The organism is Comamonas sp. JNW (assembly GCF_003105075.1).
GTDB classification, from domain to species: Bacteria; Pseudomonadota; Gammaproteobacteria; order Burkholderiales; family Burkholderiaceae_C; genus Comamonas; species Comamonas squillarum.
The window spans coordinates 371,398-387,006 of record NZ_QETI01000002.1; the positions used below are offsets into that span (position 1 = coordinate 371,398).

Here is a 15,609-nt window from a genome sequence, read left to right on the forward strand (position 1 = left end):
GCCCCCTGTCAAACACAGGACATCAGCGGGGTAGTGCAAAAGCGGCCAGCACCTCCAGCACTGCAGCGGCTGCCGGGTTGTGGCTGCCATCGCGGCGGTGGGCCACGGCCATGGGGCGCATCAGCCGGGGCCAGAGCTGGCGCACCTGCACGCCAGGCAGGTGCAGCTGGTCTTCCACCTCTTCGAGCGGCAGGATCACCGCACTTTGGCTGGCCGCTGCCAGGCTTTTGAGGGCGCCGGGGTAGCTGAGCGTGAGAAATGGCCGGGGGTGGTGGCCTGCCTGGCCGAACCAGCCGGCAATCAGCCCATGCATTTGCGTGGCCGGCGCAAACGAGGCCCAGCGCTTGTCCGCCAACCAGTCCGGCGTCACCCGCTTGGGCGCCTTCCAGGCCGCGGGCAGCAGCACCACCATCGGGTCATTGCGCCAGGGCGTGAGCACAATCTCGGCGCTGCTGGGCTGGGGGCTGGCCACAATCGCCACATCGAGCGATCCCGCGCGCAGGCGCTGCATCGCATCGGCCGAGCCCACCGCTTCGAGCTTGACCTCGACGCCCGGGCTGCGCTGGCTGAGTTGCTCGAGCATCATCGGCAAGAGGCGTGTGCTTACCCCTGCCGAGACGCCCACCTTGACCAGGCCTTCGCGGCCACTGGCGCGGCGCTGCACCAGGTCGATCAGCTCATCGCTGGCGTCGAGCAGTTGGCGGCCCTGGGCCACCAGCACTTCGCCCGCTGCCGTGAGCACCGCCTGGCGCCGGCCGCGCAGCAGCAGGGCCGTGTCCATGCGCGCCTCCAGCTCCTTGATATGCAGGCTGATCGCCGGTGGCGACAGGTGCAGCGCTTGCGCGGCTGCGGCAAAGGTGCCCAGGTCGGCGATGGCGACCAGGGTTTGCACCTGGTCGAGGTTGAGGTTTCGCATCAGTTTTTCTGAAGTGAATGCATAGGAAATTCAACTTTACAGAAGTCTGGCCGGCGCCGAGCATCGGTGTCCATGCAAAACCCTCGACCACTCCCCGATTCCAGGCTCCAGCAGCCGCCACCTATAGCTGCCCAGCTGCCGCTCGGCTGGCTGGCCAGGCGCTGGCGCCGCTGGCTGGATCTGTGCCAGCGCGCCGAGCAGCGCATCAGCGAGAACTTCCGGGTACCACCAGGTGGTGGCTAAATGGGTGCATCGTTTCTCCATGGCGCCATCTGCCAGCGGTCGCTATCGAGCGCCAACCGGTGCGTCAGCGCCAGCGCATCAAGCAGCGCCTCATCGTGCGAGACAACAACCAGGCAGCCCGGGTAGCTGCGCAGCATGTCCTCCAGCGCTTGCAGTGCGGACAGGTCCAGGTGGTTGTCCGGTTCGTCCAGCAGCAGGAGCTGCGCGGGCGCATCGCGGTACAGCGCGCAGGCCATCGCAGCTTTGAGCCGTTCGCCACCGCTCAGCTGGCCGCTGGGCTGCAGAATGCAGCGCGCATCGAGCCCCAGCTGCGCCAGGCGCATGCGCAGCACGCCTTCCGGTGTCTGGCAGTTGCTTTGCTGCAGCTGGGCGAGCAGGCTTTGCGCCGGGTCCAGCCCGCTTTGCTGCTGGTCCAGCATGGCCCAGGGCACATGCACTTGCCGCTGTCCGGCGCTGGGGGCCAACTGGCCGGCGAGGATCTGCAGCAGGCTGCTTTTGCCGCTGCCATTGGGCCCTGTGATGGCCAGGCGCTGGCCCGCGCGCAGCTGCAGGTTCAGGGGCTGCGCGCCGGGCAGGCGCGGTGACTGCAGCGCCTGCAGCTCGGCAACGATGGCATCGCTGCTGCGGCACCGATCAAAGGCCTCGGGCGGCAGCTGCCAGTGGATGGGGCCGGCCTGCCAGTCGATGGCCTGGGCCGCTTCGCTGACGCGGGCGTTCAGCGCCTCGCGGGCAGCGGCATGCTGGGTCAGCAGTTTGCCTGACGATGCCTGGGCGCGCTGCCTGGCGCCGCCCAGCAGGATCTTGGCCTGGTTGGCTTGCTTGCCCTCTTTTGCGCCTCTGGCCTGCCTTCGCTCCTGCCGCTCTTGCTGCGCGCGCAGCGCCTGCTCGCCGCGTTTGCGCTCCTGCTTGCTGCGGGCCAGCGCATCCGCCGCCAGTTGCGTGCGCTGCTGCTGGGCCTGCTGGTAGCCGCCAAAGGAGCCGCTGTACAGCTGCAGTCCCTGGCTGCTCAGCTCGGCAATCGTCTCCATCTGCGCGAGCAGGCGCCGGTCATGGCTGATCAGCAGCAGGCCGCCGGGCCAATGCCGCAGGCGCTGCGCCAGTGCGGCGCGGCCCGCGGCATCGAGGTGGTTGCTGGGCTCGTCCAGAATCAGAAAATCGGCCTGGGCCCGTTGCGCGCCCAAGAGCGCCAAGCGCATCGCCTGGCCGCCGCTCAATGCGCTGGCCGGGGTCTCTGCGGGCAGCGCGGGCAAGCCGCTGTCTTGCAGCAGGGTCTGGAACTGCTGGCGCAGATCCCAGCGCTCGGCCACCAGGGCAAAGTCCTGCGGGTCGCTGCTGCCTTGCTCGATGCGCTGCAAGGCCGCCAGTGCAGGCGCCAGCCCAGCCAGCGCGGCAATGCTCTGGCCGGGGAGCTGCACCAGCAGGTTCTGCGCCAGGTAGTGGATGCGGCCTGCGCGGCTGATGCGGCCACGCGTCGCCTCGAGCTCGCCGGCCAGCAGCCGTGCCAGCACCGTTTTGCCCACGCCATTGCGGCCGACCAGCGCGGTGTGCTGGCGGTCAAAACGGGCGTGGAGATCGGAGAAAAGCGGCCGGCCTTGCGGCAGCGAATAGGAGACGCCATGCAGCGCCAAATGTGTGTCTGTCATACCCGTGCGATGTCATCGATGCCGAACATCCCCGCGCCATGGCTGGTGAGCCTGCAGCCTTGGCGTCCGTTAGACAGGGCAGCCGCTGCCATCAAGGGGCGGGACGTGGGGCCGTCAGCAAGACGGCAGCATCAATGGCGCATGGGTAGAAGACCTCGCACAGGTAAAGAAGCGGCCCATTGTAGGCCGCATGCCGCAGCGGTCAAGGCTGCGGTTGGGCAGACCCTCAGCCCATCATGGATGCAAACGCTTGCTGGTACTGCTGCAGCTTGTGCGGGTAGTGGGCGGCACCGGTGTCAAACACCCAGTGCCCGATCGCAGGCGCGGGCGCCAGCCCCAGGCTGTGCAGCTGGTGCAGCGCATCGAGCTGGGTCTTGAAGCCATGCAGCATGGGGCCGTTGACGTCTTCATCGGAGTGGATGCCGGTGTCCAGAATGCTGGGCGCGATCGCAATGCTGCGGGCATTGCGCAACTGGCCGACGCGCAGTGCGCAGGCCACGGCCGCTGCGCTGGTCGCCGGGCTCCAGTCTTCGGGGTGGCCCATGCCGATGACCAAGATGGCAGCGGCTTGCGCGGCGCCCGCAGGCGGGGTGATGAGCAGCGTCTCGAGCGGCTGGGCGCGGAAGGCGCCATCGCGCCGGGCCTGGGCCAGCTGGCCGCCCAGGGCGGCATCGAGGTTGGCGAGGCCGCCTGCCAGGGGCTGGTGGTCCACTTCATGCGTGAACATGCAGGCGCAGGAGAGGTCGACCTGCGCCCCGGTGGCGTCCACCGTGACAAGTTCTATCTTTACGCCACGGTACTGGCCGATCTCGCCACGTTCTACTGCTGCTGCCATGCTGGGGTCTCCTGTCAAGCGGGGTTGCACTGCGGCCCGGTGCCGCAGGCGTGATCGATCGATCGTACCCAGCTCCTCAATGGGGTGCAGCGGACGGCCCATTTTTCGGAGTGTGGGGGCCTTCGTCATGGGTCTCTTGCTGCGCCAGCTGCTCTTGCAGCAGTTCGACAAAGGCACGCACCTTGACTGGGCGAAAGCGCGCGGCAGGGAACACCGCATGGATGCCGCCCGAGGGCAGCTTCCAGTCGGGCAGCACCTGCAGCAGCCGGCCGCTGTGCAGGTCGTCCGCCACCGCATAGTCGGGCAGCACCGACAGGCCCGCGCCGTGGCGCACTGCCTCGCGCACGGCCATCGTGGCGTTGAGCGACAGCACCGAGGGCATATTGACATTCTGGCGCTCCAGCGCGCTGCGCGAAAAGCTCCAGTGCAGCGGTTCGCGCAGCGCCGTGTTGGCAACAAAGGGCAGGGCGCGCAACTGCTGGGGCTCCTGGATGCCGGACAGCTGGCTGCGCCAGGCAGGTGCGGCCACCAGCAGCTGGCGAAAGCTGCCGATCTGGCGCGCCTGCAGATGCAGCTCGGTGAGCCAGCCCACGCGGATGGCCAGCTCCACCTGGCCGTCCATCAGGTCCAGCGACTGGTCGCTGAGCGACGCATCGACCTTGCACTGCGGGTAGCGGCGGCAGAACGCGGTGATCGCCGGCACGATGGCCGCGATGCCGTAGTCGAGCGGTGCTGTCAGCCGCAAGGTGCCCGAGGGTGCCTGGGCCGACTGCGACAGTTCATCAAAGGCGTCAGCGGCTTCCTTGAGGATCAGTGCACAGCGCTGGTAGAAGGCCTGGCCCGCATCGGTGGGGGCCACCTTGCGCGTGCTGCGGGTGAGCAGACTGGTGCGGAAGTCCGCCTCCAGCCGCGCCACCTGCTGGCTGACCACGGCCTTAGTGATGCCCAGGCGCTCGGCGGCCGCCGTGAAGCTGCCGGTCTCGACCACCGCACTGAAATAGGCCAGGCGCTTGAGGTTGGAGAAATGGCCAAGGCTGGCCTCGTCGACATTGTTTGCTTTTTGCATACGGATTATCTATTTGATATCTATTTATTTGTCAATCCAAACCACCTACTATGGCGGCATTGCATCCGATATGGAATAGATATGAAACGTCTGTACTACCTTTTTGACCCCCTGTGCGGCTGGTGCTATGGCGCGGGCCCGCTGCTGGAAACCCTGGTGCAGCGCAGTGGCGAGCAGCTGCAGCTGCTGCCCAGCGGCCTTTTCTCGGGCGAAGGTGCCCGCCCCATGGATGAGGCCTTTGCGGCCTACGCCTGGAGCAATGACCAGCGTATCGAGCGCCTGACCGGCCAGCCCTTTAGCCAGCGCTACCGCAGCGAGGTGCTGGACAAGCCCCAGCAGATGTTTGACAGTGGCCCGGCCACGGTGGCGCTCACTGCCGTGCACCTGACCGCGCCGCAGCGCGAGGCCGAGGCGCTCAAGGCGATCCAGCATGCGCGCTATGTCGATGGGCTGGACAACACCGCCATCGCCGTGTTGCTGGAGTTGCTGCGCGGCCTGGGCCTGGATGACGCGGCCGCCCGGCTGGCGCAGCCCGATGCCGCTTTGCTGCAAGCCAACAGCGCACGCGTGGCGCAGGCCCGGCAGCTGATGCGCGAGCTGGGCGCCCAAGGCGTGCCCAGCTTTGTGCTGGAGCGCGATGGCCAGCGCCAGCTGCTCAACGCAAGCACCGCTTTTTCCAACCCCGAAGCCTTTGTGGCGCAATGGCTGGCCGCCTGAACCTGTACGGAGACTGTATGACCACCAGCAACCTGGACACCATTGCTGCCACCTATGAAGGCAGCCCCGAGGACAACGCCCGCCATTTGATGGCCGCGCTCGCGCCCGAGGTGCTGTGGATCGAGGCTGCAGGCTCGCCCTATGCGGGCCAGTATGTTGGCGCGGCGCAGATCGTGGAGGGCGTATTTGCGCGGATTGGCAGCGACTGGGCGGTGTTCAGCGCTCAGGTACATACCTACCTGGCCGATGGCGACCGGGTCGCCGCTTTTGGCCGCTACACCGGCACGCACCGCGCCAGCGGCAAGGCCATGGTGGCGAGCTTTTCGCACCTGTACCAGCTGCGCGATGGCCAGATCATCCGCATGGAGCAGGTGGTGGACAGCGCCCCCATGCTGCAAGCGATGCAGCCATGACGGCCATGTACAGCGCCGACGAACTGCGCCAGCTGCAAGTGCTGGCGGCCCGGTTGCAAGCGGGCTACTGGCATGCCGCCCACGATGGTGTGCAGCGCTACTCCGGCCTCATGGCCGCCTGGCTGCATGGCATCGTGCATTTGCAAGAAGGCGATCTGGAAGACGCCGAGAACTGGTATGAGCGCGCGGGAAAGCGCTTTCGCCAGCGCGAGAGTCTGGCCCGGGAGCTGGAAAAACTGCAGGCGGCGATTGCGCAAGCTATTGCAGAGCGCATCGCTGCCGATGTCTGAATCCCTGGGGTGCAGCCTCGCCTGCGCCCACCTTTTTTCACTTCTCTTTTGAAAGCAAACACGACCATGAAACAACACTACTACACGCTGTCGGCCTGCGCACTGGCCGCTGCCCTGTTGGCCGGCTGTGAGCGCAGCAGCACGGCATCGGCGCCTGCTGCGCCAGCCGCCAGTGCGCCGGCAGCCCCCGCGCCGGCCGACACCCAGCAAGTTGCGCTGACCACCGAGGTCTTCAACCCGGGCGAGCAGGCGATCTTTGCCGTGTCCTCGGTGCTGGTGCAGGGCAAGAGCGAGGTGCTGCTGATCGATGCGCAGTTCTCGGCCGAGCAGGCGCGCAAGCTGGCCGACAAGATCAAGGCCACCGGCAAGCGCCTGACAACCATCTATATCAGCCATGGCGACCCGGACTTCTACTTTGGTCTGGACACCCTGCAGGCCGCGTTCCCCGAGGCCAAGATTGTGGCCACACCGCAGACCATTGCCCATATCGAGGCCACCAAGGACGCCAAGCTCAAGGTCTGGGGGCCGCAGCTGGGTGAGAACGCGCCCAAGCAGCTGGTGGTGCCCCAGCCGCTGCAAGGCGACAGCCTGCAGGTGGATGGCCAGGCCTTGCAGCTGATCGGCCTCGATGGCCCGACACCGGACCGCACCGTGGTGTGGATTCCGTCGATCAAGACCGTGGCCGGTGGCATCCCGGTGCTGGCCGGTGAGCATGTCTGGATGGCCGATACCCAGACGCCGCAGTCGCACAGCGACTGGCTGGCGATGCTGGCGCGCATCAAGGCATTGAACCCGGAGGTCGTGATCCCCGGCCACTTTGCCGGCGTGATGCCCGCTGGCACGGCGGCGCTGGACTTCACCGCTGACTACATCCGCGCCTTTGACGAAGAAACGGCCAAGGCCAAGGATGGCGCGGCGCTGGAAGCGGCGATGAAGCAGCGCTTCCCCAACCTGGGCGGCCTCGAAAGCCTGGCGCTGAGCGCCAAGGTGGCCAAGGGCGAGATGCAGTGGCACTGATGAAGGCGGAATAGGTCGCATCGAGTGGCACCCTGGCGGGATCGAGCCATCCCCGCCGGGGTGCATTGCTTTTTGCCTACAATGCGTGTTTTGGCTGGAATCTCCAGCCCCTTTGGCGTGCGCGCCAGATTCCAGGCCTTTTTCCGTTGTTTGTTAATGCAGCACATTCGTAATTTTTCCATCATTGCCCATATTGACCATGGCAAGTCGACCTTGGCGGACCGCCTGATCCAGTATTGCGGAGGCCTGGCTGAGCGCGACATGGAGGCACAGGTGCTGGACTCGATGGACATCGAGAAAGAGCGCGGCATCACGATCAAGGCGCAGACGGCGGCCTTGCAGTACAAGGCCAAGGACGGCAAAGTCTATAACCTCAACCTGATCGATACCCCCGGCCACGTGGACTTCTCCTATGAAGTCTCGCGCTCGTTGTCGGCCTGCGAAGGCGCGCTGCTGGTGGTCGATGCCTCCCAAGGCGTCGAAGCGCAGACAGTGGCCAACTGCTACACCGCGCTGGACCTGGGCGTGGAAGTGTTTGCCGTGCTCAACAAGATGGATCTGCCCAATGCAGACCCGGACAATGCCAAGGCCGAGATCGAGGATGTGATCGGCATTGATGCGAGCGATGCGATTCCCTGCTCGGCCAAGACCGGCATGGGCATTGAAGAAATTCTGGAAGCCGTGGTGGCCAAGGTGCCGCCACCCAAGGGCGAGCCCGAGGCACCCCTGCGCGCGATGATCGTGGACAGCTGGTTTGACCCCTATGTGGGCGTCGTGATGCTGGTGCGCGTGGTCGACGGCCAGCTCAAGAAGAATGAGCGTTTCAAGATGATGGCCACCGGCGCGGCCTATGAGGCCAACAGCCTGGGCGTGTTCACGCCCGCCAACGAGTCGCGCGATGTGCTCAGGGCCGGCGAGGTGGGTTACATCATTGCCGGCATCAAGGAGTTGAAGGCCGCCAAGGTGGGCGACACCATCACCCTGGAAAAGAAGCTGCCCAACAACCTGGGCCCGGCCAGCGCGCCGCTGCCGGGCTTCAAGGAAGTCAAGTCCCAGGTGTTTGCCGGCCTGTACCCGACCGAAGCGTCCGAGTACGACCAGCTGCGTGATGCGCTGGAAAAACTCCAGCTCAATGATGCGGCGCTGCACTACGAGCCCGAAGTCTCGCAGGCGCTGGGCTTTGGCTTTCGCTGCGGCTTCCTGGGCCTGCTGCACATGGAAATCGTGCAGGAGCGTCTCGAGCGCGAGTTCGACCAGGACCTGATCACCACCGCGCCCAGCGTGGTCTACCAGGTGCTCAAGGCCGATGGCGAACTCGTCGATGTGGAAAACCCCTCGAAGATGCCAGATGCCGGCCGTCTCGAAGAGGTGCGCGAACCCATCGTGACCGTGCATCTCTACATGCCCCAGGACTATGTCGGCCCGGTGATGACCCTGGCCAACCAGAAGCGTGGTGTGCAGATGGACATGGCCTACCACGGCCGCCAGGTGATGCTGACCTATGAGATGCCACTGGGCGAGATCGTGCTGGACTTCTTTGACAAGCTCAAATCGGTCTCGCGTGGCTATGCCTCGATGGACTACGAGTTCAAGGAATACCGGGCCTCCGACGTGGTCAAGGTCGACATTCTGCTCAACGGCGAGAAGGTGGACGCGCTGTCCATCATCGTGCACCGCTCGCAGTCGGTCTACCGTGGCCGCGCCGTGGTGGCCAAGATGCGCGAAATCATCAGCCGCCAGATGTTCGACGTGGCGATCCAGGCGGCGATTGGTGCCAACATCATCGCCCGCGAAACGGTCAAGGCCATGCGCAAGAACGTGCTGGCCAAGTGCTATGGTGGCGACATCACGCGTAAGCGCAAGCTGCTGGAAAAGCAGAAGGCCGGCAAGAAGCGCATGAAGCAGATCGGCTCGGTGGAAGTGCCCCAAGAGGCGTTCCTGGCGATTTTGCAAGTGGACGATTAAGAAGAGAAGAAGCCAAGAACAACGCTATGCAACTCCTGACAACACTGATTCTGGCCGCTTTTGTGGCCTATATGGGCGCCTGGTACAGCGGCGCCATCGAAGGCAATTTTGCACTGCTGCTGTTTTTGGCCACGGTGATCACCGGCGCCTACTGGCTGGCAGAGCGCTTTTACTTCTTCCCCCGGCGCCAGGCGGCCGCTGCCCAGCTCGAGGTCTCGGCGGCCGAGCGGCGCCGCCAGCTCGATGCCCAGGGCATCGACAAGGTTGACGGCGACGATGTGCAAGAAGGCAAGGCGCGCCTGTTGATGCAGCCCTGGTGGCTGGATTGGACCGCGGGCCTCTTCCCGGTGATCGCGGTGGTCTTCATCCTGCGCTCTTTCCTGTTTGAGCCCTTCAAGATTCCGTCTGGCTCGATGATTCCCACCTTGCAGGTGGGCGACCTGATCCTGGTCAACAAGTTCACCTATGGAGTGCGCCTGCCGGTGATCAACAAGAAGATCACCGAAGGCACGGCGCCCAAGCGCGGCGATGTGATGGTGTTCCGCTACCCCCCGCAGCCGAGCATGGACTACATCAAGCGTGTGGTGGGTGTGCCCGGTGACGAGGTGTCCTACATCAACAAGCGCCTGACCATCAATGGCAAGGCGGTGCCGACGACCAACCAGCCCGATTACTTCGAGCAGGATGCGATGCGCTACTTCAAGCAGATTGAAGAGCAGCTGGGCGACAAGCCGCACCGCTCCATCATCAACCCGGACGTGCCCAACTTCGTGCAGGGCGTGACGGATTTCAAGTACAAGGACAACTGCCGCTACAGCGTCGAGGGCGTGACCTGCAAGGTGCCCGAAGGCCATTACTTCATGATGGGTGACAACCGCGACAACTCGTTGGATTCCCGTTACTGGGGCTTTGTGCCGGATGCCAATATTGTCGGCCGGGCCTTCTTTGTCTGGATGAATTTCGGTAACATCAAGCGTATCGGACCGTTTAACTAAAAAAGTTTTCTAAGAGGGATTGACTATGCAGGCTATGAAACAAGCACCCCGGCAGCGCCAACGCGGCATGTCGTTCATCGGTGTGGTGCTCTGGGGTTTCATCATCGTGGCCCTCGCCATTGTGGGCAGCAAGGCAGTCCCGATCGTGATCGAGAACATGAACATCAAGAAGGCGGCCGTCAAGGCTGCCCGCCAGGGCACGACGGTGCAGGAAGTGCGCGCCATCTATGAGCGCTCGCAGGCGATTGATGACATGACCTCGGTCAATGCCAAGGATTTGGAAGTGACCAAAGACACGGACGGCAAGATTGTGGTGTCCTACAGCTACGAGCGGGACATCCCCTTGTACGGGCCAGCCTTTCTGGTCTTCCGTTTTAACGATAGTGTGAAGTAGGTGGAATCAGAACTCAGTCGATTGCAGGAACGCCTGCAGTATTCTTTTGCGAACGGTGCGTTGCTGCAGCGAGCGGTAACGCACCGTAGTTTTTGTGCGGACCACAATGAGCGCCTGGAGTTTCTGGGCGACTCGGTGCTGGGCCTGGCGGTATCGACGATGCTGTTCCAGAAGCTCAAGGGCACCCCGGAGGGCGAGCTCTCGCGCATGCGCGCCAACCTGGTCAAGCAAGACACCTTGCACCAGATTGCGCTGCGCCTGCAGCTGGCCAAGGTGCTGCGCCTGGGCGAAGGGGAGTCTAAATCGGGGGGGCGTGAGCGCCCCTCGATACTCGCCGATGCGGTCGAGGCGATTATTGGAGCGGTTTACTTGGATGCCGGCTACACGCGGGCCGAGGCGATCGTGCATCATCTCTATGAGCGTGTCGAAATCTCGCAGCACATGCCCGCCGCATCCAAGGATGCCAAGACGGCGCTGCAGGAGTGGCTGCAGGCACGCAAGAAATCGGTGCCGGAGTATGTGGTGACCGGCACAACCGGGGCTGCGCATGCGCAGACCTTCCATGTCGACTGTGTGGTGCCGGCCTTTCAGGCCCGCAGCGAAGGCGCTGGCGCATCGCGCCGTGCGGCCGAGCAGGCGGCAGCCGCCATCATGTTGCAACAACTGCAGACCCAGCATCGCTAAGCTTTTTATGACCTCGAAAAAACCCCTATCTCCAAGCGCTGCTGGCCAAGACCCTGCAGAGCTGTTGCCTTCGGGCCAGACCCTCTCTGACCTGGACGCGATGCTCGCGGCCGCCAAGCCCGGCGCGACTGTGGCACGCGTCAGCGCCCCCGATGCCGACCAGGCCGAGGCGCCTGCCGCGCCCACCGGCCCGCAGCGCTGCGGTCTGATTGCCATCGTCGGCAAGCCCAATGTGGGCAAGTCCACGTTGATGAATGCCCTGGTCGGCCAGAAGATCTCGATCACCTCGCGCAAGGCGCAGACCACACGCCACCGCATCACCGGTATCCGCACAAAGGACAACACCCAGTTCGTGTTTGTCGATACGCCGGGCTTTCAGACCCGCCACTCGCGCGCCTTGAACAAGTCGCTCAACAAGACGGTGATGGGCGCCATCGGCGATGTGGACCTGATCCTGTTTGTCGTGGAGGCGGGCAGCTTCACCTTGGCCGACGCCAAGGTGCTGTCGCTGTTCAAGCCCGGCATTCCCACCTTGCTGATCGCCAACAAGCTCGACACCGTGCACCGCCGCCACGAGATTGCGCCCTGGCTGCGCGACATGCAGGAGCGCCACCCCTTTGCCGAATTCGTGCCGATGTCGGCCAAGAACAAGGGCGATATCGAGCGCCTGTTCGGCATCTGCGAAAAGTACCTGCCCGAGCAGGCCTGGTTCTACGGTCCTGAAGAGCTGACCGACCGCAGCGAGAAGTTCCTGGCGTCCGAGACCGTGCGCGAGAAGCTCTTTCGCTTCACCGGTGATGAGCTGCCCTATACCTCGACCGTTGTCATCGACAAGTTCGACGAGGAGCCCAGCAAGACGCATGGCCGCTTCATGCGCATTGCAGCGACCATCGTTGTCGAACGTGATGGCCACAAGGCCATGGTGATTGGCGAGAAGGGCGAGAAGCTCAAGCGCATCAGCACCGAGGCACGCCAGGAGCTCGAAAAGCTGCTGGGCGCCAAGGTGTTCCTGGAAGTCTGGGTCAAGGTCAAGTCCGGCTGGGCCGATGACGAGGCCCGGGTCAAGTCCTTCGGCTACGAATAAGCGCAAGCCTGGCGCATACCGGCGCACCGCCTGCTGTGCCCGGTCGGCGCCCAGTGCGTGGTACCCGATCTCTTCTCTGGCCCCAACGGGGTCACGTACTGCACCCCCTGAGCCATGGCTGTCAAGCGCGTCAATGAGGAACCGGCCTACATCCTGCACCGGTATGACTGGAGCGAATCCAGCCTGGTGCTGGAATGCTTTACCCGGCACCGGGGACGCGTAGCCCTGGTCGCCAAGGGCGTTAAAAAACCCACGTCCAACTTTAGGCCGGTGCTGCTGGCCTTGCAGCCGCTGCGCCTGTCCTGGGGCATCGCGGGCGAGGGGGCCTCGGACATCCATACGCTCAAAAGCGCCGAGTGGGTAGGCGGCCACACGATGCCGGTGGGCGCGGGCCTGCTCTCGGGCCTGTACCTCAATGAGCTGCTGATGCGGCTGCTGGCGCGCGAAGACCCGTTTGCCAACCTGTTCGACATCTATGCCGGTGTGGTGCGGGTGCTGGCCACCGACCATGGCGAGGTGCTCGAGCCCGTGCTGCGCGCCTTTGAGCTGCTGCTGCTGCGCGAGCTGGGGCTGCTGCCATCGCTGGCGGCGCAAACCCTGTCGCTGCAGCCGCTCCAGCCCGCCACCCGCTATGTGCTGGTGCCCGACGCCGGCCTGCGCGAGGCCCATGGGCAGGACAGGGCGGGGCTCAGCGGTGCACAATGGGAGGGCTTGGAGCAAGCGCTGTCCGCTGCAAACCCCTATCCCGCAGTGCTCAGGGCTTGCGTGTTGTGCGCCGCAGAGTTAAAAGTTCAGTTGCGTACGCTGCTGCAACACCATTGTGGTCAGCCGGTATTGCGTACGCGCCAGTTGATGATGGATATCCAATCACTATGACTACCCCCGTGAAAACTGCCCTGTCTATCAACCTCAACAAGGTGGCACTGGTGCGTAACACCCGCCACCTGGATATCCCCAGCGTGACGCGTGCGGCACGTCTGTGCCTGGAAGCGGGCGCGCAGGGGATCACCGTGCACCCGCGGCCGGACGAGCGCCATATCCGCCCGGGCGATGTGGAGCGGCTGGCCGATGTGATCGCCACCTGGCCGGTCAAGCGCGAGTACAACATCGAAGGCAATCCTTTCCAAAATCTGATGACCTACGTGCGCCAGTACCGCCCGCACCAGGCCACCTTTGTGCCCGATGGCGAGGACCAGTTCACCAGCGACCATGGCTGGAACTTTCCGCAAGACGCCGCGCTCCTCAAGCCGCTGGTGGACGAGTGCAAGGCACTGGGTGTGCGCGTGAGCCTGTTCATGGACCCGATCCCCGAGCAGATGGCCGCTGCCAAGGCGGTGGGCGCCGACCGGGTCGAGCTCTACACCGAGCCCTATGCGGCCGCCTTTGGCACGCCGGAGCAAAGTGTGCAATTGGCGCGCTACGTGGCCGCGGCCAAGGCGGCGCAGGCTGTGGGCCTGGGCGTCAATGCCGGCCATGACCTGAGCCTGCGCAACCTCACCCCCTTTGTGACCCATGTGCCCCAGGTGCTGGAAGTGTCGATTGGCCACGCCTTTGTCACCGATGCGCTGGAGATGGGCTACGCCGAAGCCGTGCGTGCCTACCGCCGCTCGCTCGATGCCCGCGCCGATGGCGTGCTGCTGTAACCGCACGCCCAGGTCTGTGACAGCATGATCTACGGTATTGGCACCGACATCTGCGATATCCGCCGCATCCGCGCTACGTTGGAGCGCCAGGGCGAGCGCTTTGCCCACAAGGTGCTGGCCGAGGGCGAGCTGGCCGTCTGGCGCCGCCGCAGCGAGCGCTGGCCTGACCGGGGCGTGCGCTACATGGCCACCCGCTTTTCGGCCAAGGAGGCCTTCAGCAAGGCCGTGGGCCTGGGTATGCGCATGCCGATGACCTGGCGCAACTGCGAGGTCATCAACCTGCCCAGCGGCAAGCCGGGCATCCGGCTGCATGGCGAGCTGGCCGCCTGGTTCGAGGCGCAAGGGCTGACGGCCCATATCACCGTGACCGACGAGGTCGACTATGCCGCGAGCTTTTGCGTCGTCGAAAAGCTCTGATTCCCGCTCCCCGGGCCCTGCCAGGGCCCGTTTTTGAATTGTCCGCATCCCTCCCATGCACGCTCCTCTGATCATTGATATCGCCGGCAAGGCCCTGACCGATGCCGACCGCGCCCGCCTGGCCCACCCGCTGGTGGGGGGCGTCATCCTGTTTGCCCGCAACTGGGAGAGCCGCTCGGCGCTGGTGCAGCTGTGCGCGCAAATCAAGGCCATCAAGCCCGATTTGCTCATTTGTGTGGACCATGAGGGCGGGCGCGTGCAGCGCTTCCGTACCGATGGCTTCACGCACCTGCCATCGATGCGCCATTTTGGCCAGATGTGGATGGACGACGGCCAGGGCCGCCAACACCGCACGGGCAGCGGCGCGATGCGCGCGATGAATGCCGCCACTGCAGCGGGCTATGTGCTGGGTGCCGAGCTGCGCGCCTGCGCGGTGGATTTCAGCTTTACCCCGGTGCTGGATCTGGACTATGGCGAAAGCTCGGTGATCGGTGACCGCAGCTTTCACCGCGACCCGCGCGTGGTGGCGATGCTGGCCAAGAGCCTCATGCATGGCCTGCTGCAGGCGGGCATGGGCAACTGCGGCAAGCATTTCCCCGGCCACGGCTTTGTGAAAGCCGATTCGCATGTGGATATTCCCGTCGATGGGCGCAGCCTGACTGCCATCCTGGCCGAGGATGCCGCGCCTTACCCGTGGCTGAGCAGCGTGCTGACGGCCGTGATGCCCGCCCATGTCATCTACCCCAAGGTGGACAAGCGCCCGGCCGGCTTTAGCGAGAAATGGCTCAAGGATGTGCTGCGTACGCGCCTGCGCTATGACGGCGCGATCTTCAGCGACGACCTGAGCATGGAAGGCGCGCGCCGCATCAATGGGAGCTTGATCAGCTACACCGAGGCCGCGCTGGCCGCCTTGTCCGCCGGCTGCGACATGGTGCTGCTGTGCAACCAGAGCCTGGGCCTGGGCGCCCATGTCGATGAGCTGCTCGATGGCATGGACGACGCGCTGCGCAGCGGCCGCTGGCAGCCCGACGAGGATTCGGAATCGCGCCGCCTGGCGCTGCTGCCCGAGACCGTCCCCCAGCCCTGGGATGAGCTGATGCGCCAACCCGCCTACCAGGACGCGCTGGACCTGCTGGGCTGAGCGGGGAGGGCCACCCGGGGAGGGCTGCCCGGGGAGGGCTGCCCGGGTAGGGCCACCCGGGGAGGGCCGCCCGCATTGCTGGCTGCGGCAGCGGTTTAAGCCTCGCCTCAGCCCCGTCCTCTAGATTGCTCTTATCCCCTAGATGG

At 64.9% G+C, this 15,609-nt stretch carries 18 protein-coding genes; 14 read left to right on the forward strand and 4 right to left on the reverse strand.

Features of this window, described 5'->3' with window-relative positions:
* Positions 1-22: 22 nt before the first annotated feature.
* Entirely contained in the window at positions 23-916 is an 894-nt protein-coding gene (locus DCO45_RS04750; protein ID WP_116924746.1) for a LysR family transcriptional regulator, read from the reverse strand.
* Positions 917-988: 72 nt separating this feature from the next.
* On the opposite strand from DCO45_RS04750, the gene DCO45_RS22890 reads away from it, so the two are divergent.
* Entirely contained in the window at positions 989-1,159 is a 171-nt protein-coding gene (locus tag DCO45_RS22890) for a hypothetical protein (protein ID WP_165841120.1), read from the forward strand.
* Here the strand turns inward: DCO45_RS22890 and DCO45_RS04755 are convergent.
* The 3 genes from DCO45_RS04755 to DCO45_RS04765 all read right to left on the reverse strand — a co-directional run bounded on the left by DCO45_RS04755 (position 1,156) and on the right by DCO45_RS04765 (position 4,703).
* A complete protein-coding gene (locus DCO45_RS04755; RefSeq protein ID WP_116924747.1) occupies positions 1,156-2,802 on the reverse strand; it encodes an ATP-binding cassette domain-containing protein in 1,647 nt (548 codons plus the stop codon). The two genes, DCO45_RS22890 and DCO45_RS04755, sit on opposite strands and share 4 nt — an antisense overlap.
* Before the next feature lie 226 nt (positions 2,803-3,028).
* Positions 3,029-3,637 (reverse strand): M17 family peptidase N-terminal domain-containing protein, encoded by a 609-nt coding sequence (locus tag DCO45_RS04760; RefSeq protein WP_165841121.1) that lies wholly within the window; start codon positions 3,635-3,637, stop codon positions 3,029-3,031.
* A 76-nt stretch (positions 3,638-3,713) separates the two neighbouring features.
* Positions 3,714-4,703: a LysR family transcriptional regulator gene (locus DCO45_RS04765; RefSeq protein ID WP_116924749.1), complete on the reverse strand. Its 990-nt coding sequence runs from the start codon at positions 4,701-4,703 to the stop codon at positions 3,714-3,716.
* 81 nt (positions 4,704-4,784) lie between these two features.
* On the opposite strand from DCO45_RS04765, the gene DCO45_RS04770 reads away from it, so the two are divergent.
* The 13 genes from DCO45_RS04770 (at position 4,785) to nagZ (ending at position 15,463) form a co-directional block, all read left to right on the forward strand.
* Positions 4,785-5,420 (forward strand): DsbA family protein, encoded by a 636-nt coding sequence (locus DCO45_RS04770; protein ID WP_116924750.1) that lies wholly within the window; start codon positions 4,785-4,787, stop codon positions 5,418-5,420.
* Between the two features lie 17 nt (positions 5,421-5,437).
* Complete coding sequence (locus DCO45_RS04775; RefSeq protein ID WP_116924918.1) at positions 5,438-5,833, forward strand: nuclear transport factor 2 family protein; 396 nt, start codon at positions 5,438-5,440, stop codon at positions 5,831-5,833.
* Complete coding sequence (locus DCO45_RS04780) at positions 5,830-6,123, forward strand: TagF domain-containing protein (RefSeq protein WP_243419243.1); 294 nt, start codon at positions 5,830-5,832, stop codon at positions 6,121-6,123. The genes DCO45_RS04775 and DCO45_RS04780 overlap by 4 nt, the downstream gene beginning before the upstream one ends.
* A gap of 66 nt (positions 6,124-6,189) precedes the next feature.
* Complete coding sequence (locus DCO45_RS04785; protein ID WP_116924751.1) at positions 6,190-7,140, forward strand: MBL fold metallo-hydrolase; 951 nt, start codon at positions 6,190-6,192, stop codon at positions 7,138-7,140.
* A gap of 156 nt (positions 7,141-7,296) precedes the next feature.
* Entirely contained in the window at positions 7,297-9,105 is a 1,809-nt protein-coding gene (gene lepA, locus DCO45_RS04790; protein ID WP_021026425.1) for a translation elongation factor 4, read from the forward strand.
* 26 nt (positions 9,106-9,131) lie between these two features.
* On the forward strand, positions 9,132-10,100 hold the full coding sequence (lepB, locus tag DCO45_RS04795) for a signal peptidase I (RefSeq protein WP_116924752.1): 969 nt from the start codon (positions 9,132-9,134) through the stop codon (positions 10,098-10,100).
* Between the two features lie 25 nt (positions 10,101-10,125).
* A complete protein-coding gene (locus DCO45_RS04800) occupies positions 10,126-10,494 on the forward strand; it encodes a DUF4845 domain-containing protein (protein ID WP_043339557.1) in 369 nt (122 codons plus the stop codon).
* Positions 10,495-11,178, forward strand: a complete 684-nt coding sequence (rnc, locus tag DCO45_RS04805; protein ID WP_116924753.1) for a ribonuclease III — start codon at positions 10,495-10,497, stop codon at positions 11,176-11,178.
* Positions 11,179-11,278: 100 nt separating this feature from the next.
* Positions 11,279-12,262, forward strand: coding sequence for a GTPase Era (gene era / locus DCO45_RS04810; RefSeq protein WP_116924754.1), 984 nt, complete (start codon positions 11,279-11,281; stop codon positions 12,260-12,262).
* Between the two features lie 114 nt (positions 12,263-12,376).
* A complete protein-coding gene (gene recO / locus DCO45_RS04815) occupies positions 12,377-13,138 on the forward strand; it encodes a DNA repair protein RecO (protein WP_116924755.1) in 762 nt (253 codons plus the stop codon).
* Positions 13,135-13,905, forward strand: a complete 771-nt coding sequence (locus tag DCO45_RS04820) for a pyridoxine 5'-phosphate synthase (protein ID WP_116924756.1) — start codon at positions 13,135-13,137, stop codon at positions 13,903-13,905. The genes recO and DCO45_RS04820 overlap by 4 nt, the downstream gene beginning before the upstream one ends.
* A gap of 24 nt (positions 13,906-13,929) precedes the next feature.
* Positions 13,930-14,322, forward strand: a complete 393-nt coding sequence (acpS, locus tag DCO45_RS04825; protein WP_116924757.1) for a holo-ACP synthase — start codon at positions 13,930-13,932, stop codon at positions 14,320-14,322.
* 55 nt (positions 14,323-14,377) lie between these two features.
* The gene (gene nagZ / locus DCO45_RS04830) at positions 14,378-15,463 is read left to right on the forward strand and encodes a beta-N-acetylhexosaminidase (RefSeq protein WP_116924758.1); all 1,086 of its coding nucleotides are present in this window, start codon (positions 14,378-14,380) and stop codon (positions 15,461-15,463) included.
* Positions 15,464-15,609: the final 146 nt, after the last annotated feature.

Excerpts from the sequence above, each read along its gene's own strand:
- DCO45_RS04750 (WP_116924746.1), bottom strand. The coding sequence starts at position 916 with ATGCGAAACCTCAACCTCGACCAGGTGCAAACCCTGGTCGCCATCGCC.
- DCO45_RS22890 (WP_165841120.1), top strand. The coding sequence starts at position 989 with ATGCAAAACCCTCGACCACTCCCCGATTCCAGGCTCCAGCAGCCGCCA.
- DCO45_RS04755 (WP_116924747.1), bottom strand. The coding sequence starts at position 2,802 with ATGACAGACACACATTTGGCGCTGCATGGCGTCTCCTATTCGCTGCCG.
- DCO45_RS04760 (WP_165841121.1), bottom strand. The coding sequence starts at position 3,637 with ATGGCAGCAGCAGTAGAACGTGGCGAGATCGGCCAGTACCGTGGCGTA.
- DCO45_RS04765 (WP_116924749.1), bottom strand. The coding sequence starts at position 4,703 with ATGCAAAAAGCAAACAATGTCGACGAGGCCAGCCTTGGCCATTTCTCC.
- DCO45_RS04770 (WP_116924750.1), top strand. The coding sequence starts at position 4,785 with ATGAAACGTCTGTACTACCTTTTTGACCCCCTGTGCGGCTGGTGCTAT.
- DCO45_RS04775 (WP_116924918.1), top strand. The coding sequence starts at position 5,438 with ATGACCACCAGCAACCTGGACACCATTGCTGCCACCTATGAAGGCAGC.
- DCO45_RS04780 (WP_243419243.1), top strand. The coding sequence starts at position 5,830 with ATGACGGCCATGTACAGCGCCGACGAACTGCGCCAGCTGCAAGTGCTG.
- DCO45_RS04785 (WP_116924751.1), top strand. The coding sequence starts at position 6,190 with ATGAAACAACACTACTACACGCTGTCGGCCTGCGCACTGGCCGCTGCC.
- lepA (WP_021026425.1), top strand. The coding sequence starts at position 7,297 with ATGCAGCACATTCGTAATTTTTCCATCATTGCCCATATTGACCATGGC.
- lepB (WP_116924752.1), top strand. The coding sequence starts at position 9,132 with ATGCAACTCCTGACAACACTGATTCTGGCCGCTTTTGTGGCCTATATG.
- DCO45_RS04800 (WP_043339557.1), top strand. The coding sequence starts at position 10,126 with ATGCAGGCTATGAAACAAGCACCCCGGCAGCGCCAACGCGGCATGTCG.
- era (WP_116924754.1), top strand. The coding sequence starts at position 11,279 with ATGCTCGCGGCCGCCAAGCCCGGCGCGACTGTGGCACGCGTCAGCGCC.
- recO (WP_116924755.1), top strand. The coding sequence starts at position 12,377 with ATGGCTGTCAAGCGCGTCAATGAGGAACCGGCCTACATCCTGCACCGG.
- DCO45_RS04820 (WP_116924756.1), top strand. The coding sequence starts at position 13,135 with ATGACTACCCCCGTGAAAACTGCCCTGTCTATCAACCTCAACAAGGTG.
- acpS (WP_116924757.1), top strand. The coding sequence starts at position 13,930 with ATGATCTACGGTATTGGCACCGACATCTGCGATATCCGCCGCATCCGC.
- nagZ (WP_116924758.1), top strand. The coding sequence starts at position 14,378 with ATGCACGCTCCTCTGATCATTGATATCGCCGGCAAGGCCCTGACCGAT.